Source organism: Streptomyces sp. ME02-8801-2C (assembly GCF_033793965.1).
Classification (GTDB): Bacteria; Actinomycetota; Actinomycetes; order Streptomycetales; family Streptomycetaceae; genus Streptomyces.
Genome location: NZ_JARAXP010000006.1, coordinates 361,486 through 387,552, shown reverse-complemented (window position 1 = coordinate 387,552; position 26,067 = coordinate 361,486). Strand labels below are relative to the sequence as shown.

The following is a 26,067-nucleotide window of genomic DNA, read 5'->3' as shown; positions in this document are numbered from 1 at the left end:
ATCGTGGAGGGGATTGGCTGTCCGGATAACGGCTAAAAGCAAGCCAGGGGGAACACCGTGGCTCTCAAGCACGAGCCGACCGCGCCGCACCACTCGACCCAGGACGCCCTGCGCGTCCTGGAGACAGTGGCGCGGCACTCCGCCGGTGTCACCGACGCCGAAATCGCACGTCAGACCCGCCTCGGCACGGACCGGCTCACCCCACTCCTGCGCATGCTGCGCCGCGAGGGGTACGTCGAACAGGCCGCCGACGGCTCGTACGTCACCGGCGCGGCCCTCAGCCGTCTCGGCTCCACGCACGGCCATGACCAGGCCCTGCGCGCCCAGCTCCAGCACACCCTCGACCGACTGCGCGACTCGGTCGGCGCGGCCGTCTACATGAGCCGGTACGTCGACGGCGAGATCCATGTCACCCAGTGCGCGGACAGCGCGGCGACCCCGGCGGTCAACGAGTGGGTCGACTTCCGCTCGGCCGCGCACGCGAGCGCGATCGGCAAGAGCCTGCTGGGTCAGCTCGACCACAACAGCCGCCGCGACCATCTCGCCCGCCACAAGCTGGCCCGCCTCACCTCGCACACGATCACCAGCGAGCGGCTCCTGCTCTCCCGCCTGGAGACCCAGCCGCCCACTGTGCCGGTCCTGGACCTCCAGGAGTACGCGGTCGGCACGGTCTGCGCGGCGGTCCCGATCACGGCCGGCTCGACCGTCGGCTGCCTCGCCCTCTCCCTCCCGCTCCGCCAGGCCCACCGCCTGCGCCAGGCGGCGGACCGGCTGAACCGGAGCGCGGCGCCGGTGCTGCTGTCGCTGGCGATCCAGGCGTAGCGAGGGCCGCGGGGACGCCCCTGCCACCTGGTCCGGAGCACCCTCCCGGACCAGGTAGTATTTTCTCTGTCGCCCACCGCGAAAGCGGTCGGCGAGGGTCATGCGCCGCTAGCTCAGTTGGTTAGAGCAGCTGACTCTTAATCAGCGGGTCCGGGGTTCGAGTCCCTGGCGGCGCACAGAGTATGGCCAAGGGCACCCTCCTGAGGAGGGTGCCCTTGGTGGTTTTCGGGGTCACATCGGAAGACGCCCTCGCCTATTGCCTGCGGCAGCAGGCGAGGCCGGCGATGACCGCTGCCCAGACGACGAGGAGGAGCAGCGGCACGGCGAGCAGCACGGGCCAGCGATTGGTGATCTGCCGCATTTCCCAGTCGCGGAGTGCCAACTGGCATTTCGAGCGGTTGATCTGGGCCAGGGGGCACTGCGGATCGGGCTTCTCCACTGCCCCGCGTTCGGGTGCGGGAAGGGAAGTGTCGGGTTTCTCGGTTGCCGGCCCTCCTTCCAGGAGCTTCGGTTTTTCTTTCAACCAGTCTTCGAACGTCGCACGCATGGCTTCGTGACCACGCTCGTTCGGGTGCAGGCTGTTGTGGAGCCAGTGGGCCGGGTTGAAGCGCTGCACCGAGGTTCCGTTGACGGACTTGAGACCCACGAAGTTGACGCCGGCCGCCCTCTTCTTCCTGTCGCACAGCTGGAGATGGTGGTCGGCGAGCGTGTCCTCCATCTTCTTCAGATAGAAGATGCCCTGCGCCTCCCGTGTCGCCTCCTCGACTTTCATGTTGAGCTTGTGCACGAAATCACGGATGAAAGCGCGCTCGGCCGTCGTCAGGGCCACTCCGCTGCACTTGACGCCATCGGCGATCGGCTGCGGGTAGGGCACGGCCACGATCGGCACGTCGGCGGGCAGAGCTCGTCGAAGAGAGAGGTACGTCGCTGCCACGGCGTCCTTGACGCTGTCCAGGTTGCCCTCGAACAGGGACTTCTGGGTCTCGCAGGGGCCCGGTGCGATACACGCCTCGCCGACGGTGGAGAAGCCGGCGTCGTTGCCTCCGATCGAGACGATGACGAGGGCGGGGTGAAGCGACGATCCCATTTTCTTCAGTTGATCGATCTGGGTGTCCGGCACTCCCCTCTGCGGATGAGCGCGCCTGTCGTCCGCGTCGGCGATGACATGGAAGGTCCGGGCGCCGGAACAGGCGACGAACCGGAGGCCGTCGAACCGTGAGTCCTGTGCGGCGATTTTCACCGCGTACGCGGACGGCGCCCGGCGGCAGTGGTCGCCGCCGGCATCGTTGGTGTTCTCGATGTAGGTGCCCGCGCCTTCCCCCGACATGTAGGAGTCGCCGACCGCGACCAGCACCCTGTTTCCTCCCGGCGGGGGCGCGGGCTGCTCCGGAGGGGCCGCCGCGATGAGGCAGAGCCCCGCGAGTACGAGGGCTACGTCCGCGTGCGTGTTGGAGACGATGGCGACCAGCAGCACCAGCACCGAACCGACCAGGATCGCTGTCAGCACCCAGTCGTGGGACGCCAGCCACACGGCAAAGCCGGTGGCCCCGGCGACGACGACCGCTCCCGCGAGCCCGCCGGACAGGACGAGGGGACCCCGGCGGCCCTCCTCGGCCCAGTGTCCGCTCAGCGCACGCAAGCCCCACTCGGACAGGGCATTGAGCCCCAGGGGAAGACACACGAGGACCGCCACTCCCAGGGCGACGAGCAGCCCCGTGGACAGACCGTTCCCGCCCCCGCGCAGCACGAGAAGGACCACGACCAGGACGATTCCCACGATCCCCAGCAGAAGCGCACCCGGCAGCAGCAGTGCCCTGTCGTCCTGCTGTCGCCACAGTTCGACGAAGCAGCCCAGACCGAGGACCAGCACGACCGAGCCGACAAGCGGCAGCGTGTCCGCCTCCACGCCCGTCCTGGAGAGGATCAGCATCGTCGCCCCTCCGGCGCACAGAACGGCTCCGGCGCCGATCAGCAGACGCGCGGGACTGCCGGCGGCGTCCGGATCGTTTCCCCGTGCCAGTTGCCGCCAGGCGAGGAGGAGGCTGCAGGCGGCGAAGAAGCCCAGTGCCCAGTTCAGCTCCGACCTCGGCGCCCCACGGGCCGACTGGGTGGTCAGCACGATGGCGGCCGCGAGGAACAGCAGCCGTGGGCCCCACCGGATCAGAACGCCCCACCCGCCGCCGGTCGGGCCGCCGCCGTTCGGTGCGGCACCGTCGTCGCTCATGTGCATCGACCCCTGTCTCAGTCCGGGCAGTCGACAGCCCGGTGCTGAGATCGGGTCGAGGTGTCGGCACTCTACGTCCGGCCGCACCCGAAGCAGCCACACTGCCTCACCCTGCAAATCGATCGTGACACAGAGTAGGAAGTCATCGCGTTGAGTCATGGGGCGGCTCGCCGATGTGGCCGCTTCCCGGTGGAAGACCTCTCGCAGCCGCTCGAGGTCCTTCGCCATCTATCTGGTCAGCAGTTCCTCACGCCCCCGCTCCCGGTACCGCTCCACCAGGCCCGTCACGTCGTCGCAGGTGAGTACGCGGTACGTCTCCTCGCCCGGTGGGCGCCACCACACCGGGTCAGGGCAGCGGAAGCCCTCTCGCCTGAGGCCCGCCCGGTGGATCTTGTTGGTCGCGGTGACCGGCATGCGCGGTACGACCCGTACGAATCTGGGGGCCATCTTCGTCCCCAGGTCGGGCTGCGCGGCCAGGAAAGCGGTGAAGGCCGCCGGGTCGAAGGTGCCGGCCAGCGTCGCCATGACCTGGTCGCCGGCCACCGGGTCCGGCACCGCGTACACCGCGACGGCCACCGCGTCCTCGTACCGGGCGAGGATGTTCTCGATCGTCGCGGCGGCCAGGTTCTCGCTGTCGACGCGCAGCCGGTCGTCGGAGCGGCCCGCGAAGTAGAGGAAGCCGTCCGGGTCCCGGTAGAAGAGGTCGCCCGTCCAGTACCAGCCGTCCCTGCGGCGGGCCGACTCCGCCTCCGGGTTGCGCCAGTAGCCCTCGAAGGGGTTGGGGCCCCGGTTCACCAACTCCCCTATCGCGGCGGTGCCGTTGAGCAGCCGGCCCAAGGCATCCAGGTCCGCCGGCGGGCACTCGGCGCGGGTCGCCGGGTCGACCACCGCGAGGTCGTCGCCCGGTGCCGCCCGGCCGACCGCGCCGGCCGGGGTGCCAGGCGTCCATCGCACCGCCGCCCCGCCCTCCGAGGATCCGTAGCCCTCCACCAGCCGTACGCCGAACCGCTGTTGGAAGGCCGCCGCGTCCACCGCCCCGGCCTCCGTGCCGAAGCCGAGCCGCAGCGGGTTGTTCCGGTCGTCGGGCCGGGCGGGGGTGGCCAGGAGGTACTGGACGGCCCTGCCCACGTACGTGAAGTAGGTCGCCCCGTACCGGCGTACGTCCGTCAGGAAACCGGAGGCCGAGAAGCGGCGGCGCAGGGCGACCCCGGCGCCCGCCGCCAACGCCGGAGCCCAGTCCGCGATCACCGCGTTGCCGTGGAACATCGGCATGCAGACGTAGTGCACGTCGTCCGGGCGCACCCCGAAGTTCTCGGCCAGTGTCCGCCCGGCCGCGGCGAGCCTGCCCTGGGTGCAGATCGCCGCCTTGGGTGCGCCGGTCGAGCCCGAGGTGAAGTAGAGGAGGAGGCGGTCGGCGGGGGTGGCTCGGGAGGGGTCGGGCGCCGCGCCCGCGTAGGGGGCGAGCAGTGCCTCGTACTCCTCCGTGTCCGTCAACAGCAGTTGTACGCCGGGGAGTTCGAGGCACGCGAGGAGTGGGAGGTGGGTGCGGTCGGTGAGCAGGACCGGGCACTCGGTGTGCAGGATGTCGCGGGCCAGTTCGGGGCCCCGGCGGGTGGGGTTGATACCGGCGACGGCGGCACCGGCGAGGGCCGCCGCGCTCAACCACAGGGGGTATTCGGGGGTGTTGTCGAGCAGGATGCCCACGTGCGGCTCGGCGCCCGGCGGCAGCAGGTCCGTCAGGAGCGCGGCCCTGGCCGCCGCGCCCGCGGCCACCTCGTGATGCGTGAGCGTCCGGTCCTCGCACCACAGCCCAGGCCGGTGGTCGCCCCACCGCGCCTCGACGAGTTCCGCGACCGTACGCTTCCTGTCCTTGGACTCCATGGGCGCGCACGGTAGTTGACGCATCGTCAGATGTGGAGGGTCACGGCATCTCCGCGAACTGGTCGGCCGGGAAGGTCTCCCCCGTCTGCTCGTCGACCACGTACCCGTCGTTCGTCCCGAAGAAGACGTCGCCGATCGGGTCGAAGATCTGGCTGTAGGTCACCATGAACCCGACGCAGAACACCACCATCACGCCCAGGAACCCGAGGATGCCTGCCAGGGCAAGCCCGTGCCGGACCGGGCTCGGGCGGTGGGCGGTGGCGTTGATCCGCTCGCCCTCGCTGTAGAAGACGGTGACGTAGTCGCCCTCGATGACCGCGCCGGAGCCGTGCGGCTCGTCGAAGCGGACGGTGCGGCCGTCGCGCGCGACGAACTCGTAGACGTGGTGCAGCGTCGTGTGCACGGAGCTGTCGCCGGAGCCGCCGCTCGTGGTCGTGTACGTCCGCAGGCAGCGCGCCTCGGCCGTCAGGCCGCTGTTCCAGGCGCGGCGCATCCGCAGCACCCGGCGGATCACGAACGTCGCCATCAGGACGGCCACCGCGATGATGAGTGTCGGCACCCCGTAGAACATGAAGTCCATGACCGTTCCCCCGGTCTCTCGCTCGGTACGGTTCCCCGTACGCCGCCTCACCTGGTCCTGGGGGCGTACGGGGAACGTACCCGTGGGGGGACGTGGATTTACTCAAGGGAAGCTCAGAATCTGGCGTCCGAGCAGGCGTAGAACGCGTTGGCCGTGTCCGCGATGGTCCACACCGCGACGATCACATGCCGACCGCTGAGCCCGGCCGGCAGGGTGCCCGTGTGGGAGAGCGTGGCCGGCGGACGCTGGCCGTTGTAAGGGACCGTGAGGAACGGGGTGGGATTGAGGTCCGAACGGGTGAGGGCGTGGTTCTGGTTCCAGCCCGGCTTCGTGACGTAGTACTTGAAGTCGGTCGTGGCGTGCATGGCGGTGAACTGCCAACGGAAGGTGTAGCTCTGACCGCCCGTCACCGTGGTCGCCGGCCAGGTGCCGCCGGACGGGGTCTTCGGCTGGTCGAGCGCGCCGAAGTTGGCGTGGTTGGCCGAGCAGATCCGGCCGTCGGCCGGTCCCGCCGCCGGGAAGCCCTTCGGGCCCTCGACGCTCTGCGGCTCCCACTGGATGTCGCCGCAGCCCGTCACGGTGCCGTTCTGACAGAGCTTCTGCCTGCTGATGGGGAGGTCGGTGTAACCGTGACCGCTGGCGCCGCCGGCGGTGAGGACGAGGGCGCCGGTGGTGGCCAGACCGACCACCGCAGCGCACAACTTGGTCTTTTCGCGCATGCTGCCGCTCCTGCTGAACGTGGGGGAGGTTCAAGTGAGGCGTGCAGGTCTAGACCAAGTACCAGATTATTACTGCCCGTTGAGCATGTCCAGACCAATCACAGGCCCGACTCCCCCACCCTCACGGCCCCGGCTCGCTCCGTCCCGCGCAGAACGCGACCGTCAGGTCCTTCACCAGCACCTTGCGCTCGTAGTCGTCCAGTTCGACCAGGCCGCGCATGGTCAGCCGGGTCACCGTGTCCTCCACCGAGTCGACGACCGAGGTGAGCGCGGCGGCCCGTTGCTGCGCGTCCAGGGCCGCGATGCGGCGGCGCGTCATCGCGGCGGCGACCTCGGGGGCGTACTCGACCCGGACCGGCAGTACGGAGAACACCTCCAGGCCGACCGCCGCCGTGTCCGCCGCGACGACGCGGGTCAGCGCGTCCCCCGCCGTCTCCATCGCCCGCCGTCCCGCGCCAGGCATCTCCACCGGCACCCGGACGAGCGCCGCCTCGACGCACTCGCGCAGATACGCCTCGTGGTCCTCGACGCCCAGCGTGGCCCGCGCGGTGTCCCGCACCCGCCACACCACGAGGACGACCACCCGCAGCGCGACCCCGTTCGCGTCGGCCGCCGGCATCGGCTCGCCGCGCCAGTGCCGCAGCCGTACGTCGACCCGGGCGCGCAGCTGCAGCGGGTTGACCCACAGCAGCCCGGTGCGCCGGACCGTCCCCCGGTAGCGGCCGAACAGGCCGAGCACCCAGGCCCGCCCGGTCCGCCCGCGCGCCAGCCCGCCGAACCCGAACAGCCCGAGCGCGCCCGCCCCCGCGTACGCCGCCCACTGGACGGGACCGAGACCGGCGCCCGCGTAGGCCGCCGGCAGGCGCAGCGCCGCCATCGCGACGGGCGGCAGCGCACCCGCCCACCAAGTGGTGAGCACGCCCCCGGCCACCCCGGTGGCACCGGCGAGCACACCCACCGCGCCGGGCAGCACCCGCGCCGGGCGCTCCACCAGGTCGGCGTCGAGGGTCGGGGCCGCCGGGCGCGGAGCAGCCTGTGCGGGCCTGCGGATGCGCGGCTGTTCACCCGTATCCTGTCTGCGCCCCACGACCGCCGGCCTCAGCGGTACCGGGGTCGGGTCGGGCTCGTCGCGGAACAGGAGGTGGACGGGGATCTCGGTGGTCGCCTCGTTCTGGATGAGCCGGGCGGGCCGGGGGCCGCTGTCCGGGGCTCCCTCGGGTTCCGGTGTCTGTTCGGTCGTCGTACCCATGTATGCCTCCAGCCTCCGCGCCAGATGCGTTCAGCCCTTGCGTTCCTGCCTCGTGCTGACGAGCTTTGTGCGTACGAGCTTTGTGCGTACGAGCCTTGTGTTTACGAGCCTTGTGTTTACGAGGAGAAGAGGCGGCGCCAGGTCTCCGGGCCCGGGTAGCCGTCGGCCGCGCCGCCCCGCCAGCCCTGGGCTCGTTGGAAGGCCTGGACCGCGCGCCGGTCCTCCTCGTTCCAGCGCGAGTCGGGGCGGGTCGTGTAGTAGCGCCCGAATCCCTTCCACACCAGCTGCTGTGCGAGCCGGCTGATGTGCGGGCCGTCGACGCCCGGCCGGAACAGGGCCCGCCCCGGGAACACGGGGACCGCCTGGCCGGCGGAGGGCGGGCCGGCCGCGCCGGGGGCCGTGGCGGACGGAGGCGTACCCGTAGGGGATTCGGGAGCCGTGCCCGGGGTGGTCGCGGGGGTCGTTCCCGGCCGGGTCGCGGGGGGCGTCTGCGGCGCCGGCCCTCCGCGGTTGTCGCCGATGTCCCGGCCCGTCCCGCTCACCAGCAGTGCCCAGGTGCGCGGTCCCGGCAGTCCGTCCGCCGCCGAGCCCGTCCAGCCCTGGGCCCGCTGGAACGCCCGGGTCGCCCTGCGGTCCGCGTCCGACCAGCGCGGGCCCGGACCCCAGGTGTAGTAGCGGGCGCCGCCGCGCGCCACGAGCATCCGGCCGAGCAGGGTGACATACCTGTTGTTCGCGCCCGGACCGAAGTAGGTCCAGCCGGGGAACCGGGTCACCGTGTCCGGGGAGGCGACGGGGGCCGCGCCCCCCGTCGTACCGCCCGTGCCGTCCGTACCTCCGGAGTCGCTCGAGTCGCCCGGCTCACTCGGGTCGTCCGGGTCCGAGGTGCCGCCCGTGCTCGCGGCGAGGCCCTTGTAGCGGTAGGCCTGATAGCGGTCCGAGTGGCTCCAGTACGCGAGCGGGGTGGCCTGCCTGCGGGCGTGCGGGCGGGTCTCCTCGTAGGCGATGTAATAGGTGTGCGTGTAGTCCGTCCAGCCGCCGAAAATGACGACGTGTGAGCCCTTCTCCGGGTCCGACGGATTGTGGAACAGGAGAATGTCGCCGGGCTGCAGATCCTCTTTGGGAATCCGCACGCCGTACTTGTCGAGGCTGCCCGTCCATTCGTTCCCGGCGAGGTTCCAGGCCATGGAGACGAAGCCCGAACAGTCCTGCCGGTAGCCGTCCCCCCAATAGGTGCTCATGCTGTACGGCACCCGCGCCGCGACCCAGGTCCTGGCCCGGTTGACGATCTCCGCGCGGGTCGTCACCCGCAGCTTGCCCGACGCCGGTTTGCCGGACGGGCCGTGCAGTGGCGCCTTGCCTCCCTGCGGGGTGTCGGGCTCGTCACCTGCGGGTACGCCCGGACGCTGGGGCGCGTGCGGGGCGGCCGCGGCCGGCAGGGCGTGGCCGGCGCCGAGGACGGTGGAGGCCGCGGCGGCGACGACGAGGGTCCGCCTGACGGCCGTACGGGCGGGTCCTGGACCCGTGCCCGACACCGGGCCCGAATAGGGTGCGGCCCTTCGCCCGTGAACACATCCGGGGCATTCGCAGTCGCTCGCGGGATCGAATTCCTCGAATACCGGAGTCGCCATACGATTCCCCTCACTCACCCGGCGATGACTTGCGCGCTTCTCCACGCTCGCAGTTTCTCAACTGTCACCCGCTGTCGCATGTTGACGGTCCGAATGATGTACAGCGGGCCCACGGCCCGGCGCGACACTCCGGTGGTCCGGACCATGCACCGGGGTCGGGTAGAGTTGTCGACGTCACCGCGCGCCGCTAGCTCAGTTGGTTAGAGCAGCTGACTCTTAATCAGCGGGTCCGGGGTTCGAGTCCCTGGCGGCGCACAGACACACGACAGGCCCTCCGCTCAGCGGGGGGCCTGTTCGCGTCCGCCCGGCGTCGCGCCCGGCAGTACGCGCCTCGGAAGACCGCCGGGGATTTCCTCGAACACCCAGGGAGACAATTCGTAAGCACTTCGACATCATCCGCGCACAACCGGCCACAGTCACACCAATCGGGCTCAACAGCCGTCACAATGAGCGCGTATGACCGGTAAACACCGTGTTTCGCGTCTTGCGATCATGCTGAACGGCATAGAACCCTGGGCTGCAAGATGCTGCGGATACGCGGCACTTGGGGGCGGGACCGGTTGCGTTGACACGGGGATGGGGCCCCGTTCATGAACAGATGCCGAGGGGGGCATCATGCAACCGGAAGGGCACACTTCCATGTCTATAGAGTGTGGATGACGTGGGGGCAGTGGTCCATTACTGATGCGTTTGTGAAGGCCGAGGGGGGCCGAGCGAACGCATAGGAACCGACAAACACGCGGTGACCCGCGTGTGGGGGGATGACTCATGACGTCGACGCCGACGGGCGCCCGGCACAACTTCGACGGATCACAGACGACCCAGCTCAGGCTGCCGTCAAACCGGACCGGCGGTTTCCGCCGGATCAAGAAGACCCTGCCGAAGTACGACTACGAGCACTACAGCCGGCTTGCCGGACCCCTCACACAGCCCGACCCGACCAAGCCGTACACGGTCAAGTACCGGTCCCTGCTCTCGCAGGAGCCGCACCGCCTACGAGCCGCGCTGATGCTGGGAGCCGCTCCGCTGCTCTCCATCGTCCTGCTCGTCTGGCTGCTCCAGCCCGCGCACTGGACCGAACGCGACTACCCGGCCTACGACTTCCTGCCGGCGCTCGACATCGTGATGCTCGTCTCGATCGGTCTGATCGAGCTGTTCCGCTGCCTGAACGTGCTGTCGAACGCGCACGCGACCCTGGTCGCCCGCGACCCGATCCCGGTGGTGCCCGAGACCGGCACCAGAGTCGCCTTCCTCACCTCCTTCGTGCCCGGCAAGGAGCCGCTGGACATGGTGACGAAGACGCTCGAAGCCGCGGTGCGGATCCGGCACCGCGGCCTCATGCATGTCTGGCTGCTGGACGAGGGCGACGACCCGGATGTGAAGGCGGTCTGCGAGCGCCTGGGCGTGCACCACTTCTCCCGCAAGGGCGTCGCGAAGTGGAACCAGCCCAAGGGCCCGCACCGCGCCAAGACCAAGCACGGCAACTACAACGCCTGGCTCGACGCGCACGGCGACGACTACGACTTCTTCGCCTCCGTCGACACCGACCACGTCCCGCTGCCCAACTACCTGGAGCGGATGCTCGGCTTCTTCCGGGACCCGAACATCGGCTTCGTCATCGGCCCGCAGGTCTACGGGAACTACGACAACTTCGTCACCAAGGCCGCCGAGTCGCAGCAGTTCCTCTTCCACGCGCTGATCCAGCGGGCCGGCAACCGCTACGGCTCGCCCATGTTCGTGGGCACCAGCAACGCCGTACGCATCAGGGCGCTGAAGCAGATCGGCGGACTGTACGACTCGATCACCGAGGACATGGCGACCGGCTTCGAGATCCACCGCCACAAGAACCCGGCGACGGGCAAGAAGTGGCGCTCGGTCTACACGCCGGACGTGCTCGCGGTCGGTGAGGGTCCCAGCGCGTGGACGGACTTCTTCACGCAGCAGATGCGCTGGTCGCGCGGGACGTACGAGACGATCCTCACGCAGTACTGGAAGGGCTGGTACTCGCTGCCGCCGAGCAAGCTCTTCAACTACACGATGATGATCATCTTCTACCCGATGTCCGCCCTCAACTGGATCCTCGCGGCGCTGAGTTGCGCGCTGTTCCTGGGCCTGGGCGCCTCGGGTGTGAACATCGACCCGACCGTGTGGCTGATGCTCTACGGCAACGCCTCGGCGCTGCAGATCGGCCTGTACATCTGGAACCGGCGGCACAACGTCTCCCCGCACGAGCCGGAGGGTTCGGGTGGTGTGGCGGGCATGGTGATGTCCGCGCTGTCGGCGCCGCTCTACGCGAAGGCGCTCATCGACTCCGCGCTGCGGCGCAAGAGCAAGTTCGTGGTCACACCCAAGGGCGACTCGGCGAGCCCGGACCGCTGGTTCGGGACGTTCAGGTACCACTGGTACTTCATCCTGATCTTCGGCGGCTCGATCGCGGCCGGCTTCGCCTTCGGGCACTCGCACCCCGCGATGATCATCTGGGCGACGTTCGCCACGGGGATCACCGCGACCCCGATCATCGTCTGGCGGCTCATGCTGCGCCAGGAGAAGAAGAAGCTTGCCGCCCGTCCGGCCGCCGCCGCCGAGCCGCAGGATGCCGTCCCCTCGCCGTACCCGACGGTGCCGGCCCAGCCGACGGCACAGACGCCACACGCCCCGCACGCCCCGCACGCCCCCCACTCCACCCATGCGCCGCAGCACAAGCCCCAGTGGGCCGCATCGGGCGGGACGGGCGAAGGCAGCGTGGGGAGCGGGGGCAACGACCAGACCATGCAGATTGCCCTTGGTGGACTTGGGGGACGTAAGGAATGAAAGACCGTGCAGGCCGCCGCCGCGCCCGTCGTCTCGCGATAGGCACGGCGGTGGTCCTCGCGTTGGCGGGGATGAACGGGCCGTGGGTGTACCGCTTCAGCACCGAGAAGTACCACGACTACAAGATCAACAGACCGGAGTACAAGGCCGAGAACGGCAAGTGGGAGGTGGTGAACTTCCCGGAGAAGTACCGGCAGAACACCATCCACGCGGCCCTGTTGCACACCGGCAAGGTCCTGCTCGTCGCGGGCTCCGGCAACAACGCGGACAACTTCGACGCGAAGAAGTTCGACACCCGCATCTGGGACCCGGTCAAGGGCACGATCAAGAAGATCCCGACGCCCGCCGACCTGTTCTGCACCGGCCACACGCAGCTCGCCAACGGCAACCTGCTGATCGCGGGCGGCACCAAGCGGTACGAGAAGCTCAAGGGTGACGTCACCAAGGCGGGCGGCCTGATGGTCGTCCACAACGAGAACCCGGACAAGCCGATCACCCTGCCCGCGGGCACCAAGTTCACCGGCAAGGAGAACGGCAAGACGTTCGTGTCGAAGGACCCGGTCGTCGTGGAGCGCGCGACGAAGGTCTTCGACAAGGCGACGGGCGCGTTCCTGCGCAACGAGCCGGGGCTCGGCCGGATCTATGTCGAGGCGCAGAAGAAGGGCGCCAAGTACGAGACCGGTACGCAGGACAACTACCGCGTGCAGGGCCTGTCGGGCGCCGACTCCCGCAACACGTACGGCATCGCCGAGAAGCTCGCCCTGGACAAGAAGGACTTCCAGGGCATCCGCGACGCCTTCGAGTTCGATCCGGTCGCCGAGAAGTACATCAAGGTCGACCCGATGAACGAGGCCCGCTGGTACCCGACGCTCACCACCATGTCGGACGGCAAGATCCTGAGCCTCTCCGGCCTGGACGAGATCGGCCAGCTGGTGCCGGGCAAGAACGAGATGTACGACCCGAAGACCAAGAAGTGGACGTACACGACCCACACCCGCCAGTTCCCGACGTACCCGGCGATCTCGCTGATGCAGAACGGCGAGATGTTCTACTCGGGCGCGAACGCGGGCTACGGACCCGACAACGTCGGCCGTGACCCCGGTATCTGGAACGTGGCGACGAACAAGTTCACCAAGCTGAAGGGGCTGAGCGACCCCAACATGCTGGAGACCGCCGGGACGGTGCTGCTGCCGCCGGCGCAGGACGAGAAGTACATGGTGATCGGCGGGGGCGGGGTCGGCGAGTCGAAGCTCTCCAGCAAGAAGACCCGCCTGATCGACCTCCTGGCGGCCGACCCGAGGTTCACGGACGGGCCGTCACTGGAGAAGGGCACGCGCTACCCGCAGTACTCGATCCTCCCCGACGACACGGTGATGATCTCGGGCGGCTCGGAGGACTACCGGGGCCGTGGCGCCTCCAACATCCTCCAGGCCCATATGTACGACGCGCAGACCGGGAAGCTCAGGAGGGTCGCCGACCCGCTGGTGGGCCGTAACTACCACTCGGGTTCGATCCTGCTGCCCGACGGCCGGATCATGTTCTTCGGCTCGGACTCCCTGTACGCGGACAAGGCCGACACCAAGCCGGGCAAGTTCGAACAGCGCATCGAGATCTACACGCCGCCGTACCTGTACCACGACGCGCAGCCCTCGCTGTCGGGCGGCCCGCAGACGATCGCCCGGGGCGCGTCGGGCACCTTCAAGTCCGCGGACGCGTCCACGATCAAGACGGCGCGTCTGATCCGCCCGAGCGCGTCGACGCACGTGACGGACGTCGACCAGCGCTCCATCGCCCTCGACCTGAAGAAGACGAAGGACACCATCACGGTGACGGTCCCGAAGAACCGGAACCTGGTGGAGTCGGGCTGGTACATGCTGTTCGTGACGGACGACCAGGGGACTCCGAGCAAGGCTCAGTGGGTGAAGGTGCCTTGATCCACTCGGGTCAAAGGGTGCGTTGTCGGCTGCGGGCCGGTGGGGGCTAGTCGCGCAGTTCCCCGCGCCCCTAGGTAGGTGATCGGCGCCCCTTGTTGGCAAGGGGCGCCGAGTCGCTTTTAGGGGCGCGGGGAACTGCGCGACAAGCCACGGACGGCCCGCAGCCGACCCACCACAGAACCCCCACCCCCCTTGGTCATTTACTCGCCTTCGCAAGCCCGAGCGCATAAGAAGCCCACCACTGCCCGGCCTTGGGCCCCCCCTTGCACTCCCCGTCCGACTCCCCCGGCCGCTTGACCCACAGATACGCATCCACCAGCGGATCAGCCGTCTTCACCGTCGGAGACTCCCCCAGCGCCCTCCCAGGAGGGTTGCACCAGTTCTCCTCGGCCTTTCCTCCGGTGTAGGGCCCGTTCCCGTTGCGGGACGTGTCCACCACGAAGTGCTTGCCGCCCACCTTCGCCGACAGCTCCTTGCCGTACGCGATGGAGTCCGCCGTGGAGTAGAAGTTGGACACGTTGACGGAGAACCCGTCCGCCTTCTCGATCCCGGCCCACTTGAGGGGTTCGAAGATCTGGTCGGGATGCGTCCACCCGGCGTTCCCCGCGTCCAGGTACACCTTGGTGTTCGGCAGCGCCGACAGCGTGTCGATCGCCCCGTTCAGCAGGTCGTACCGCTCCTCGTGGAACTCTTCCTGCGTGCAGCCGTCCACGAGGTGGAGGATCGCGTCCGGTTCCAGGATCACCGTGGCCGCGCGGTCGCCGATGCCCTTGGCGACGCCGTCGATCCAGGCGCGGTAGCTGTCGCCGTCGGCGGCGCCTCCGCTGGAGTACTGGCCGCAGTCGCGGTGCGGGATGTTGTAGAGGACGAGGAGTGCGGAGCGGTCCGCCTTCTGCGCGGCCTCCGTGAAGCCGCGGGCCTCCGCCTCCGGGCTCTCCGGGCTGATCCACTCGCCGGTCGGCTGCTCGGCGATCTTCCGGATCTGCTCGGCGTCCGTCGTCTTGTCGTTCTTGACGTACGCGGCGACCTGTTCCGCCGCGTTGCCGTCGGGATTCACCCAGAACGGGTTGGTCCCCTTCGGTTGTTGGGTGATCCTGGCTGCCGCCTCCTTGGCCGGCTCGTCGCCGTCCCCCTTGTCGGAGGAACAACCGGTGAACAGCAGTGCCGCCCCCAGCACTGCCACGGACGCCCTCCCCCAGGGCGCCCCCTTACTGCCGAACATCGAACTCCCCCTCGGGTGCACTGTCCTGGTCCCCTCCCTGGATGCAGTGGCGTAAGCCTCAATCCTGACATAGGTGGCCGGGCGCCCACGAGATCGCCCGTTCGTTGTCGGCTAGCTGTTACAGCGTGTTCGGGCGGGGTATCCGGACGGCTCCGGCCCCGAACGGCGGGGCCGGGGGCGGCGGCTGAGGGACGGTTCGTTGAGCCGTCCACTACCCGCGTACCTGCGTGGATGACTCAGAGCCACCGCACGGGGACTTGGCGTTAATCTCCCCTAGGCCTGGGCGCTCATCCGTTCTACAGTCGTCCCGGGCGGCCCCAGCCCGGGCCAACAGTTCACCGTCCGCGTTTCGGGGGCGGGTAACGGAACCTCCCGCGCCGGTCGCCGGGTTACTCCCGCAGCCCGAGCGCGCGCGGTCGAGGGCCGGCCCGGTCGGCGGCCATGGGGGGAGCGGGTCGCCGACCGGGCAGGGCGGGGGCATGGGGTGACTCTCCGGAGACACGGGTTCAGGCTGCCATTCCTGTCAGGTACGCCGACACGATCACGTTCGCCGTGTAGGTGCGGGTGGCCCGGTCGAACGTACCGCCGCAGGTGATGAGCCGTAGCTCCGCGCGGCCCGACTGCCGGGTGCCGTACGCCTGTTGGGCGTCGAAGCGTTCGCGCGGCAGGACTCGGATGTCGTCGACGGTGAACTCGGCGACCTTGCCGTCCGACCGGGTGACGCGGATCGTCGCGCCCGGCCGCAGGGTGCTGACCTTGTAGAAGACGGCGGGGCGGCTCTCGGTGTCGACGTGCCCGACGAGGAGCGCGGCACCGGCGGCGCCGGGCCGGGTACCGGATCCGTACCAGCCCACGACGCCCGCCTGGTCGAAGGGCGGCGGGTCGATCGCGCCGCGCCGGTCGAGGCCGCGGGCCACCACCGGGGCCTGCACACCCAGTGCGGGAATGTCCACGCGCTGCGGCAGGGCGCCGCTCAACGGCTCGTGCGCGGGCGGGAGTTCGGGGTCCGGAGGGCGGCCCACGGCGGCGATGTCGCCGGTGGTGGGCGCGGATATGCCGTGGCGTACGTCGGTCACCTCGCGGCCCCACAGCCACAGCCCGAGGAGCAGCAGCGCCCAGGCCACGCCCATGGTCAGGCGCGCGGTGCCGGAAGAGCGTTCGTCGTCGGCGTCGGACATGACGGGTCAGTCCGTCCCACGGCCCCGGCGGAATCCGCGCACCGCCACGACGACCGCCGCGACGCCCGCGAGGACCAGCCCGACCACGGCCTGCCGGGTGCCGGGGCCCGCGCCCCGCGCGTCGTCGGCGAGGCGCTCGGCGGCGGCGAGTTCCTCCGCCGCGCCGCCGCCACCGGCGGGCACGGGAGCGACGGGTGAGGCGGCGCCGCGCGAGGGCCCGGCCGAGGGGTTCGTGGAGGGACGGCCGGGGGACGGCTTTCCGGCCCCTTCACCCGGTCCTCCCTTCGCGAACACGGCGAGCGCGCCCTTGACCTTGCCGTTCTGTCCGTCGCAGCCGACGGTGACGTCGTACGTGCCCGGCGCGAGCGAGGAGCGGACGCGGGACCCGCCGACGAGCGCGCCGTCCGGCCCCCGCGCCGCGAGCAGCACATCGGCGACGAACGCCTCGGACTTCGCGGTCCCCGTCTTTCCCGTGCAGCCGCGCACGACCAGCCGTACGTCGGTGCCTGGCGCCGGGGAGGCCGGGGTCACCGTGACGCCCCCGCCGGCCGCGTACGCCACGGGCACGGCGGTGAGCGCGGCGGCGACCACGGCACCGGCACAGAGAGTGAGTCGCATGGAACTCATCGTGAACCTCCAGACACCTGGAGACTCCTCCTCCGGGCGGCGGTCCGCATCTCCGGAGCGGGTACGGCTGCTCCGTACGGGTTGCGACGGGTTTGGCGGCGTACCCGAAGGGCCGCCGGAAGATCTGCTGGAAGGCCGCCCGAGGGTGGGCTCAGACTCGGTCGACGAGGTCCGCGATGGAGTCGACGATCTTGGACGGGCGGTACGGGAAGTTCTCCACCTGGTCGGGGCCGGTCAGGCCGGTCAGGACCAGGAAGGTCTGCATGCCGGCCTCGATGCCCGCCAGGACGTCGGTGTCCATGCGGTCGCCGATCATCGCGCTGGTCTCGGAGTGCGCGCCGATCGCGTTCAGCCCGGTCCGCATCATGAGGGGGTTGGGCTTGCCCGCGAAGTACGGCTTCCGGCCGGTCGCCTTGGTGATCAGCGCGGCGACGGCACCGGTCGCGGGCAGCGGGCCCTCGGTGGAGGGGCCGGTCTCGTCCGGGTTGGTGGCGATGAAACGGGCGCCGCCCTCGATCAGGCGTACGGCCTTGGTCATGGCCTCGAAGGAGTAGGTGCGGGTCTCGCCGAGGACGACGTAGTCGGGCTCGTGGTCGGTGAGGATGTACCCGATGTCGTGCAGGGCGGTGGTCAGGCCGGCCTCGCCGATGACATAGGCCGTGCCGCCGGGGCGCTGGTCGTCGAGGAACTTGGCGGTGGCGAGCGCCGAGGTCCAGATGTTGTCCACGGGCACCTCGAGGCCCATACGGCGCAGGCGGGCGTGCAGGTCGCGCGGGGTGTAGATCGAGTTGTTGGTGAGCACCAGGAACGGCTTGCCCGACTCGCGCAGCTTCTTGATGAAGGCATCGGCGCCGGGGATCGGCACGCCCTCGTGGATGAGCACACCGTCCATGTCGGTGAGCCACGAGTCGATGGGCTTGCGGTCTGCCATGTCCGGTCTCCTGCTCCTGCACTGCTTGTTGCGTTGCGTTGCGGTGGTCGCGCCGCGTTGCCGTACACGCGTACGAGATGGCGCGTGCGCCCCAGACTGTCACAGGCCGGATCTTGGGGGAATGGCCGGTTCAGGTCCGTCCCACGCCTCGGACCCGGGCGATCAGCAGGACGCCGCCGCCGGTCAGCAGCAGCACGCACGCGATACCGGCGAGGCGGAGCGCGGCCTCGCGGCGACCGGTGCCGGCGAGCTCACCGGTGCGCGCCGGCCCGTCCCGTACGCCGGGTACGGGACGGGCCGAGGGCGAGTGCGACGCGGAATTCGACTCCGGCTGCGGCTCGGACTTCGACGCCTGGTCCGGGGCGAGGACGCGGAAGTGGTAGTCGTTGGACTGGCCGACCCAGTCGCCGTCGTCGGCGTGCCGCTGGACGACGGCCGCGTTGGCGACGATGTCGTTGGCCACCGCTCCGGCGCCGATGGCGAGCCGCACCTCCACGGAGAGGGTCCGTCCCGGCTCGACGGTGAACCCGGGGAACCCGTCGCCGTCGAAGACCCCGATGGTCTCGTCGGCGTCCGTGGCCTCGAACCGGACGGGGTAGGGGCGGGCGCGGTGTCCGTCGTAGAACTCCAGGCGGGGCTGGGCCGCCGTCAGGGCACGGCGTTCGTCGACGAGTACGAGGACGGGGTGGATGTCCGTGCAGGTCCGGGCGGTGTTGTTGGTGAGGTCGAGCCGCCAGGTCCGGTGCTCGCCACCGGCTCCGTAGGCGGCGGGGCCGCCGTGGATGCGGGTGGTGAGGGGGAAGTCACGGTCGGTGGGAGTGGCGGCGGCACAGCCGGCCGCGTGCGCGGGGACGGCCAGGGCTCCCGGTGCGGCGAGGAGGGCGGCTGTCGCGGTTGCGGTGACCGTTGCGGTGATGGTGTTGGTGACGCAGGTACACAGTCGCATGAACACATGACCATGCCGGAGAGGTGGGGGTGTCGGGCGACACCGCTCCGGGGTGTGCGGTGCTACGCCCCGAACGGGCCCGCGAATGCGCCCGATCGGCGGACTCGGCACACTCCGCGGACTCGGTCGTGGTCGGCTCTTCGTCGTCGGCTCATGCCGCCTCGTCGGTGTGGGTGAGCCGGCCGTCGGTGAGGTGCCAGTGGCGGAGGTGGGAGGTCTGGCGCCAGGTCTCGGCACCGGTGAGGCCCTGCGTCATCCAGGCGTGGAGTCGCGGGAGGGCGGTTTCCCTCAGGACGGCACGGATCGCGGCGCGCTCGGCCGAGTCGACCGGGTGAACGTCCACGGAGAAGCCGACGCTGTCCGGGTGGACGCCTCGGCCGTAGTTGCGTGACTCGGGGGCGAGCCAGCCGGCTCCGAGGACGACCGTCCCGCTGTCGCGCCCGGCGAGGAAGCGCAACTCCCTTATGTGCGAGGCGAGTTCACCGAGAGACTCGTTGACGTCGGTGGTCGTGAGCGGCCAGGCCAGGTGCTGGGGAAGTCTTCGTCCGGGGCGCCTGCGCCGGTTGCGAGCGGTCATGGACCGAGGATCGCAGGGCGGGGCGGCCGGCCCCCCCGGGTTTCGTCCCGCGCTCATCCCTCCGCCCGCCCGAACAGGGGTCCGAGGAGGAGTTGGGCCGCGCCCTCCGCTACTCCGCGTGCCCCGCCGGGGGCGACCTCTACGGGCACCGCCCGGTCGGCCCCCTCGCGCCGGGCGCGCTCGGCGAGAACGGCGGCGACTCCTCGTACGAACCGTTCCGGCTGCGCGGCGACGGTACGGCCGCCCAGCAGGACCCGGTCGATGTCGAGCAGCCCCACGAGGTTGGCGGCGCCGGCGCCGAGCACCCGGGCCGCCTCGTCCAGGTCGCCGCGAGCCACCGCGGCGAGGCACAGCGCCTCGATGCAGCCGCGGTCGCCGCAGCCGCAGGGGGGTCCGTCCAGCTGGATGACCTGGTGCCCGAACTCCCCGGCGCCGGTCCTGGCCCCCCGGTGCAGCGCTCCGCCGATCACCAGACCGGCGCCGAGCCCCGTACCGAGATGCAGGTAGGCGAAGGAGCCGCCCTCGCCCCCGACGGCCAGCCCGAGCGCGGCGGCGTTGGTGTCCTTGTCGACGGCGACCGCCACCCCGAGCCGCCGGGCCAGCGCGTCCCGCAACGGAAACCCGTCCCACTGGGGAAACCCGGTCACCCGATGCAGGACGCCCCGGGCGTGATCGAGCGGGCCGGGCAGAGCGACTCCGACCCCGAGCAGGGCCCTGACCTGGGACCCGGCCCCACCGGGGCCACCATGCCCGCCGGGGGCTCCGCCCGGGGACCCGGGGCCACCATGCCCGCCGGGGGCCCCGCCCGGGGACCCGGGCCCACTGGGGCCACCATGCCCGCCGGGCTCCCGGGAACCCCCGGGACTGCCGGCACTGCCGGGACCGCCGGGACCGCCGGGACCGCCGGGACCGCCCAGATTGCCGGGCCCCTCGGCCCCGTCGGCCCCCATGGCCCCGCTCGACCAGCCGAACCCTGCGGAACCCCTGAACCCCCGAGACCCCCCGAACCCCCCGGCTCCGCTGGGCCTTTGGACCCGGCTGGACCTGCCGAGTTCCCCAAGCACGTCGGCCCCACCAGACCTACGGGCCGTCCCGGAACCACTCGACTCCCCGGGCCTACCAGACCCGCCAGACCCGCCAGACCCGCCGAACTCCCCGAACTCCCCGGACTCCCCGGACCCACCAGGCCCTCCCGCCCCCCAGCCGAGCAGCAGCGCCCCCACCTCCCCCGCCACCCCCTCGATCACTGTCTCCGCGCCCGCGCCCAGGTTCAGGGGGGCTCTGCGTTCCTCCACCACCGTCCCCGCCAGGTCGACCAGCACCGTTCTCACCTCGTCGCGGTCCAGGTGGACGCCCACCGCGTGGCCCGCCTCCGGGACCAGGCGCAGTACCGTGCGGGGTTTGCCGCCCGTGGAGGCTCGGTGGCCCGCCTGGGCGGACAGGCCCTCGGTGCGCAGGCGGGCGGTGATCTTGCTGACCGCCTGGGGGGTCAGGCCGGTTCGCTCGGCCAGTTCCAGGCGGCTGATGCCCTCCGGGCCGGCCGCCCGCAGGAGGTCGAGGACGAGCGCGGTGTTGTGGCTGCGCAGGGCCGGCAGGTTGACCCCCGGGGCCGCAACGGCGGGGTCCCCGCCGCGGTTCGGGCGGGCGTTCGTCCTGTTCACGCTGGTCACGTGAACATTGTCCCCACTGCTTGCACTTTGGCAACAGCGTTGCGAAAGTGGACGGCATGACTGGTACGACTGGCACACCCCTCCGCGTCGGCCTCGTCGGCTACGGCCTCGCGGGCTCCGTCTTCCACGCCCCGCTGATCGCCGCCACCGAGGGCCTCGTCCTCGACACGGTCGTCACCGGGAACCCGGAGCGGCAGGCGCGGGCCCGCGCCGGGTTCCCGGACGTACGGATCGCCGGCGGCCCGGACGAGCTGTTCGCCCGCGCCGACGAGCTGGACCTCGTCGTCGTCGCGTCCCCGAACAAGACGCACGTCCCGCTGGCGACCGCCGCCCTCGAGGCCGGCCTGCCCGTCGTCGTCGACAAGCCCGTGGCGGGCACGGCGGCCGAGGCGCGTGACCTCGCCACCCTCGCCGACCAGCGCGGACTGCTTCTCTCCGTCTTCCAGAACCGCCGCTGGGACCACGACTTCCGCACCCTGCGCAAGCTGCTCGCGGAGGGCGAACTGGGTGACGTCTGGCGGTTCGAGTCGCGGTTCGAGCGGTGGCGTCCGCAGACCAAGGGCGGCTGGCGCGAGTCCGGCGACCCGGCGGAGTTCGGTGGACTGCTGTACGACCTCGGCAGCCATGTCGTCGACCAGGCACTGGCCCTCTTCGGTCCCGTCGACTCCGTCTACGCCGAGACGGACATCCGCCGCCAGGGCGCCGAGACCGACGACGACACGTTCATCGCGCTCACCCACTCGAGCGGTGTACGCACCCATCTGTACGTCTCCGCGACCACCGCCCAACTCGGTCCGCGCTTCCGGGTGTTGGGCTCGCGCGCCGGGTACGTGAAGTACAGCCTCGACCCGCAGGAGGACACCCTGAAGTCGGGCGGGCGGCCGGGGGACGCCGGCTGGGGGCTCGAGCCCGAGAGCATGTGGGGGCGGGTCGGGGCCGGAGAGTCCCCGCTCACGGGTGGTGGGCGGCCGGAGCCGACCCTGCCCGGCGCGTACGAGAAGTACTACTCTGCGATCGCCGCGGCCCTGCGCGACGGCGGCCCCAACCCGGTGACCGCGCTGGAGGCGGCAGCCGCGCTCGACGTACTGGAAGCGGCTCGGCGTTCCGCGAACGAGAAGGTGACGGTGACCCTGCGATGACCAGCCAGAAGCCCGGCCAGCACCTCGGCCACAAGGCGACCGGACAACCGTCCCTCGGGCCGCGCATCGCGCCCGAACTCACCCCGAGCGTCGAGGAACTCGAAGCACAGGAACGGCACTTGGTGTTCCCGCAGTTCTCGCACGAGGACGCCTGGACCCTGGGTTCGCTGCTCGTGGAGCTGGCGCGGGAGCGGCAGGCGCCGGTGGCCATCGACATCCACCGGGCCGGCCAGCAGCTCTTCCACGCCGCCCTGCCCGGCTCGACCCCCGACAACGACGCCTGGATCGACCGCAAACGCCGGGTCGTGGAGCGGTACAGCGCCTCCTCCTATCTGGTGGGCGCCCGGTTCCGCGCCAAGGGCACGACGTTCGAGGCGGACTCACGGCTCGACCCGGACATCTACGCGGCCCACGGCGGCTCGTTCCCGATCACGGTCGAGGGCGTCGGCGTGATCGGGTCGGTGACGGTGTCGGGGCTGCCCCAACTCCAGGACCACCGCATGGTGGTGGAGGCGTTGGAGACGTTCCTCAAGGTGTAGAAGGTGTAGGGGGAGCCGGGAGCGGTCACGGGATCACGTCCCCGGGCATTGCCGGGAATTATCTCGAGGGTCCCTCCGTTTCACCGAGCCGTAGCACGGCATCCGGACTCGGAGGGAAAGACAACCGATGAACCAGGTCAGCGCCTCACAGCTCGGCACACTGAAGGAAACCGTCGGGCGGTACGGCATCTGGAGTTTCGGGATGCGTGCGGAGGACCCCGAGGGAGCCACCGAGCGCGCCGAGGCCGCCGCCGAACTGGAGGAACTGGGCTTCCCGGCCCTCTGGTTGGGCGGCAGTCCGGGCGTACGGCACGCCGTCCCGCTCGTCGAGGCGACCTCGCGGCTAGTCGTGGCCACCGGCATCCAGAGCATCTGGGACTACGAGGCCGCCGAAACGGCGTCCGTCTACGCGGAGTTGGAAGCGAGCCACCCCGGCCGCTTCCTGCTCGGCCTCGGGGTGAGTCACGCCGGGATGGCGGAGCGGTACCGTCGCCCGTACGCCTCGATGGTCGAGTACCTCGACGCCCTGGACGCGGCGGGTCAGCCCGCCGAACGCCGGTTGCTGGCCGCGCTCGGCCCGAAGATGCTGGAGCTGTCGCGGAACCGCGCCGCCGGCTCGCACCCGTACCTCGTGACCCCCGAACACACCGCGCAGGCCCGCGCCGCGCTGGGCGAAACCCCGCTGCTGGCACCGGAGTTGAAGGTCGTACTGGACACGGACCCGGACAGCGCCCGGACGACCGCCCGAGGCACCCTCGCCATGTATCTGACGCTGCCCAACTACACCAACCACTTCCTCCGTATCGGCTTCACCGAGGACGACTTCAAGGACGGCGGCAGTGACCGTCTCATCGACGCGGTGTTCGCGTGGGGCGACGACAGCCGGATACGCGAGCGCGTCGACGCCTTCCACACGGCGGGCGCGGACCATGTCACCCTCCAGGTCGTCGAGGACAGGTCCAGGGGCGCACTCCCCCGCGAGGGCTGGCGCCGCCTGGCCGACCTCCTGAAGTAGTCGGGAGGGGGTCCAGGAGGTCCGGGAGACGTGAGAGAGACGTAAGGGACTGGAGGGGATCTGCCCAGGTCCCGAGGGGGGCGCGTTTCCTCCGGACGCGGTCGGTCGTTTTTCGATCGTCGCGGAGTGGCGGAACTTCATCGCCCGGTGCGACGGCAAGCTGTCGAGGATGCCGATCGCCCGGGTGCTGAAACTGCTGGGCTCCGACTTCCGGCCCACCTCACCGGACCTGTACTCGATCGCCTCGTTCGTGGACACCCGGGACATCGCGGGCTCGGAGAGGTGGGATGACCTGAAGGCGTACGGCCTGATCCGAGTCTCGTACGGCGACCAGGTCTGCGCCTGGATCACCCGCCTGCACGAGGGCCTCCAGTTCGCCGCCCGCTACCCGGACACAGACGTGGCCCACAAGAACATGCGCCTGTACGTATCCAGACTGCGAGACCTGATCACCTCGGTGGCACGCGAGGCACCGCGCCCTGAACAGGCGCGAAGCGCCGTCTCAGCGGCACCGCGCCCTGAACAGGCGCGAAGCGCCGTCTCAGGGGCGCGGGGAACTGCGCGACCAGCCCCCACCGAACCCGCACCCGAATCCCCCCAACCCAGCGGAGCGCTCACGCGTCCTTGAACGCCTGCCGCTGCCTCCCCAACCCGTCGATCTCCAGCTCGACCACATCCCCCGCCCGAAGGAACGGCTGGGGCTCGGGCTCACCCAGCGCGACGCCCGCCGGCGTACCCGTGTTGATGACGTCACCCGGGTACAGGGTCATGAACTGGCTGACGTACCGCACGACTTCGGCGACCCCGAAGATCTGCTCGGCGGTCGTGCCGTTCTGCTTCAGCTCGCCGTTGACCCACAGCCGCAGTCCGAGAGCCTGCGGGTCGGGGACCTCGTCCGCGGTCACCAGCCAGGGGCCGAGGGGGTTGAACGTCTCGCAGTTCTTGCCCTTGTCCCAGGTCCCGCCCCGCTCGAGCTGGAACTCGCGCTCGGAGACGTCGTGCGAGATCGCGTACCCGCCGACATGCGCGAGCGCCTCCTCGTGCGAGCCGAGGTAGCGGGCGGTACGTCCGATGACGATCGCGAGTTCCACCTCCCAGTCGGTCTTCGTCGACTCGCGCGGCACGAGCACGGTGTCGTACGGCCCGACGACCGTGTCCGCCGCCTTGAAGAAGATCACCGGCTCGGCGGGCGGCTCGGCGCCGGTCTCGCGGGCGTGGTCGTGGTAGTTGAGCCCGATGCACACGATCTTGCCGACGCCGGCCAGCGGCGGCCCGATCCGCAGACCGGTCTCGTCCAGCGCGGGCAGCTCACCGGCGTCGGCGGCGGCGCGGATCCGGCCGAGAGCCGTGTCGTCGGCGAGCAGCTGCCCGTCGATGTCCGCGACGATCCCCGACAGGTCCCGCAGGGTTCCCTCGGCGTCGAGCAGCGCGGGCCGCTCCGACCCCGCCGTACCGACTCGCAGCAGCTTCATGGTCGCTCTCTCCCTCTGTCCCGCTGTTACCTCCCCCGGTCACCATTCATCGGAGGACTGGTCGATCGTCCAAGCTGGGCGTCCGGTCCGCAATACCCGGTTCACGTACTGGACTGTGCACCGCCGGTTCGGGTACCGGGTCGGGCATCGGTCTGCGGGGTGAGCTGCCAGCGGTACAGCAGGGCCCGTTCGGCGGCGCTCCAGGTCGTGCTGGTCACCATGTACAGCGCGGCGGCCAGGGGCATGGCGGCCACGGAGAAGAGTGTGAAGAAGGACACAAAGGGCGCGAACTTGGCCGCGGAGGCCAGTCCGGGCACCGCCTCGCCGCCGCCACCGGCGTTCACCGACATCGGGTTGGCCGCCATGACCAGCTTCATGCGCCGGTAGTTGAAGGTGGCGACGGCAGCGACCAGGGCGAACAGGCCGAGGTAGACGAGCCCGGCGGGCCCGAGGAGCCCGTCCCCGGTGAGCGCGTCGGCCCAGCGGTCGCCCAGCGGCGCGGCGAGCAGCCGGTGGGTGAGAAGGCCGTTGGTCCGGCCGCCGATCTCCGGGTTGGAGAAGAGGTGGTAGAGCAGAAAGAACGCGGGCAGCTGGAACAGGCTCGGGAAGCATCCCGACAGTGGCGAGACCTTCTCCTCGGCGTGCAGTGCCATGACGGCCTGCTGGAGCTTCTTCGGGTCCTTCGCGTGCCGTTTCCGCAGCTCGGCGACCCTCGGCTGCAGGGCGGCGCGCGCCCGCTGTCCACGCGCCGCCGCGCGGGACAGGGGGTGCACGAGGAGTCGTACGAACGCGGTGAACAGGATGATCGCGGCGGCGGCCGAGGAGCCGTGGAAGAGCGGCTGGAGCAGGTCGGCGAGATGCTCGACCAGGTTCGCGAAAGCGGTCAGGAAGGTGGACATGGGT

21 protein-coding genes, 2 tRNA genes and 1 pseudogene are annotated in these 26,067 nt (G+C 70.6%); 9 read left to right on the top strand and 15 right to left on the bottom strand.

Translation table 11 applies throughout. The features are described from left to right. The first annotated feature begins 57 nt into the window (after nucleotides 1-57). Entirely contained in the window at nucleotides 58-822 is a 765-nt protein-coding gene (locus PV396_RS21940) for an IclR family transcriptional regulator (protein WP_319207005.1), read from the top strand. Nucleotides 823-924: 102 nt separating this feature from the next. Further along, nucleotides 925-998: transfer RNA gene (locus PV396_RS21935), tRNA-Lys, on the top strand. Nucleotides 999-1,075: 77 nt separating this feature from the next. Here the strand turns inward: PV396_RS21935 and PV396_RS21930 are convergent. The 6 genes from PV396_RS21930 to PV396_RS21905 all read right to left on the bottom strand — a co-directional run bounded on the left by PV396_RS21930 (nucleotide 1,076) and on the right by PV396_RS21905 (nucleotide 9,103). Further along, the gene (locus PV396_RS21930; RefSeq protein WP_319207004.1) at nucleotides 1,076-3,046 is read right to left on the bottom strand and encodes an SGNH/GDSL hydrolase family protein; all 1,971 of its coding nucleotides are present in this window, start codon (nucleotides 3,044-3,046) and stop codon (nucleotides 1,076-1,078) included. 228 nt (nucleotides 3,047-3,274) lie between these two features. Further along, nucleotides 3,275-4,927, bottom strand: coding sequence for an AMP-binding protein (locus PV396_RS21925; protein WP_319207003.1), 1,653 nt, complete (start codon nucleotides 4,925-4,927; stop codon nucleotides 3,275-3,277). A 40-nt stretch (nucleotides 4,928-4,967) separates the two neighbouring features. Next, nucleotides 4,968-5,507 (bottom strand): DUF3592 domain-containing protein, encoded by a 540-nt coding sequence (locus PV396_RS21920; protein ID WP_319207002.1) that lies wholly within the window; start codon nucleotides 5,505-5,507, stop codon nucleotides 4,968-4,970. Between the two features lie 113 nt (nucleotides 5,508-5,620). Then, a complete protein-coding gene (locus PV396_RS21915) occupies nucleotides 5,621-6,226 on the bottom strand; it encodes a lytic polysaccharide monooxygenase (RefSeq protein ID WP_319206999.1) in 606 nt (201 codons plus the stop codon). 121 nt (nucleotides 6,227-6,347) lie between these two features. After that, nucleotides 6,348-7,475, bottom strand: a complete 1,128-nt coding sequence (locus PV396_RS21910; protein ID WP_319206997.1) for an SPFH domain-containing protein — start codon at nucleotides 7,473-7,475, stop codon at nucleotides 6,348-6,350. 116 nt (nucleotides 7,476-7,591) lie between these two features. Beyond that, the gene (locus PV396_RS21905; RefSeq protein WP_319206995.1) at nucleotides 7,592-9,103 is read right to left on the bottom strand and encodes a peptidoglycan-binding protein; all 1,512 of its coding nucleotides are present in this window, start codon (nucleotides 9,101-9,103) and stop codon (nucleotides 7,592-7,594) included. A 181-nt stretch (nucleotides 9,104-9,284) separates the two neighbouring features. On the opposite strand from PV396_RS21905, the gene PV396_RS21900 reads away from it, so the two are divergent. The 3 genes from PV396_RS21900 to PV396_RS21890 all read left to right on the top strand — a co-directional run bounded on the left by PV396_RS21900 (nucleotide 9,285) and on the right by PV396_RS21890 (nucleotide 13,848). Continuing rightward, nucleotides 9,285-9,358, top strand: a tRNA-Lys gene (locus PV396_RS21900). Nucleotides 9,359-9,871: 513 nt separating this feature from the next. Continuing rightward, complete coding sequence (locus PV396_RS21895; RefSeq protein ID WP_319206993.1) at nucleotides 9,872-11,914, top strand: glycosyltransferase family 2 protein; 2,043 nt, start codon at nucleotides 9,872-9,874, stop codon at nucleotides 11,912-11,914. Continuing rightward, nucleotides 11,911-13,848: a galactose oxidase-like domain-containing protein gene (locus tag PV396_RS21890; protein WP_319206991.1), complete on the top strand. Its 1,938-nt coding sequence runs from the start codon at nucleotides 11,911-11,913 to the stop codon at nucleotides 13,846-13,848. Before PV396_RS21895 ends, PV396_RS21890 begins: the two co-directional genes overlap by 4 nt. A 196-nt stretch (nucleotides 13,849-14,044) precedes the next feature. Here PV396_RS21890 and PV396_RS21885 read toward each other — a convergent pair whose 3' ends face one another. The 7 genes from PV396_RS21885 to PV396_RS21855 form a co-directional block, all read right to left on the bottom strand. Next, complete coding sequence (locus tag PV396_RS21885) at nucleotides 14,045-15,070, bottom strand: glycoside hydrolase family 6 protein (RefSeq protein WP_319206989.1); 1,026 nt, start codon at nucleotides 15,068-15,070, stop codon at nucleotides 14,045-14,047. Between the two features lie 506 nt (nucleotides 15,071-15,576). Continuing rightward, nucleotides 15,577-16,248, bottom strand: coding sequence for a class F sortase (locus tag PV396_RS21880; protein WP_319206987.1), 672 nt, complete (start codon nucleotides 16,246-16,248; stop codon nucleotides 15,577-15,579). A 6-nt stretch (nucleotides 16,249-16,254) separates the two neighbouring features. Continuing rightward, complete coding sequence (locus tag PV396_RS21875; RefSeq protein ID WP_319206985.1) at nucleotides 16,255-16,875, bottom strand: hypothetical protein; 621 nt, start codon at nucleotides 16,873-16,875, stop codon at nucleotides 16,255-16,257. A 151-nt stretch (nucleotides 16,876-17,026) separates the two neighbouring features. After that, nucleotides 17,027-17,806: an HAD-IIA family hydrolase gene (locus PV396_RS21870; RefSeq protein ID WP_006373991.1), complete on the bottom strand. Its 780-nt coding sequence runs from the start codon at nucleotides 17,804-17,806 to the stop codon at nucleotides 17,027-17,029. Nucleotides 17,807-17,936: 130 nt separating this feature from the next. Further along, a complete protein-coding gene (locus PV396_RS21865) occupies nucleotides 17,937-18,752 on the bottom strand; it encodes a hypothetical protein (RefSeq protein WP_319206981.1) in 816 nt (271 codons plus the stop codon). 151 nt (nucleotides 18,753-18,903) lie between these two features. After that, entirely contained in the window at nucleotides 18,904-19,329 is a 426-nt protein-coding gene (locus PV396_RS21860; RefSeq protein WP_319206979.1) for a hypothetical protein, read from the bottom strand. Nucleotides 19,330-19,382: 53 nt separating this feature from the next. Next, nucleotides 19,383-20,999, bottom strand: a complete 1,617-nt coding sequence (locus PV396_RS21855; protein WP_416071452.1) for an ROK family transcriptional regulator — start codon at nucleotides 20,997-20,999, stop codon at nucleotides 19,383-19,385. A 56-nt stretch (nucleotides 21,000-21,055) separates the two neighbouring features. On the opposite strand from PV396_RS21855, the gene PV396_RS21845 reads away from it, so the two are divergent. The 4 genes and pseudogenes from PV396_RS21845 to PV396_RS21830 form a co-directional block, all read left to right on the top strand. After that, complete coding sequence (locus PV396_RS21845) at nucleotides 21,056-22,138, top strand: Gfo/Idh/MocA family oxidoreductase (protein ID WP_319206977.1); 1,083 nt, start codon at nucleotides 21,056-21,058, stop codon at nucleotides 22,136-22,138. Next, on the top strand, nucleotides 22,135-22,677 hold the full coding sequence (locus PV396_RS21840; RefSeq protein WP_319206975.1) for a heme-degrading domain-containing protein: 543 nt from the start codon (nucleotides 22,135-22,137) through the stop codon (nucleotides 22,675-22,677). The genes PV396_RS21845 and PV396_RS21840 overlap by 4 nt, the downstream gene beginning before the upstream one ends. Before the next feature lie 127 nt (nucleotides 22,678-22,804). Continuing rightward, on the top strand, nucleotides 22,805-23,692 hold the full coding sequence (locus PV396_RS21835; RefSeq protein ID WP_319206972.1) for an LLM class F420-dependent oxidoreductase: 888 nt from the start codon (nucleotides 22,805-22,807) through the stop codon (nucleotides 23,690-23,692). Between the two features lie 157 nt (nucleotides 23,693-23,849). Next, nucleotides 23,850-24,320 (top strand): annotated as a pseudogene (locus PV396_RS21830) (hypothetical protein); the annotation flags it as partial. Here PV396_RS21830 and PV396_RS21825 read toward each other — a convergent pair. Beyond that, the gene (locus tag PV396_RS21825; protein WP_319206969.1) at nucleotides 24,307-25,164 is read right to left on the bottom strand and encodes a fumarylacetoacetate hydrolase family protein; all 858 of its coding nucleotides are present in this window, start codon (nucleotides 25,162-25,164) and stop codon (nucleotides 24,307-24,309) included. The pseudogene PV396_RS21830 and the gene PV396_RS21825 sit on opposite strands and share 14 nt — an antisense overlap. A 101-nt stretch (nucleotides 25,165-25,265) precedes the next feature. Further along, complete coding sequence (locus PV396_RS21820; protein WP_319206967.1) at nucleotides 25,266-26,063, bottom strand: YidC/Oxa1 family membrane protein insertase; 798 nt, start codon at nucleotides 26,061-26,063, stop codon at nucleotides 25,266-25,268. Between the last annotated feature and the right edge of the window lie 4 nt (nucleotides 26,064-26,067).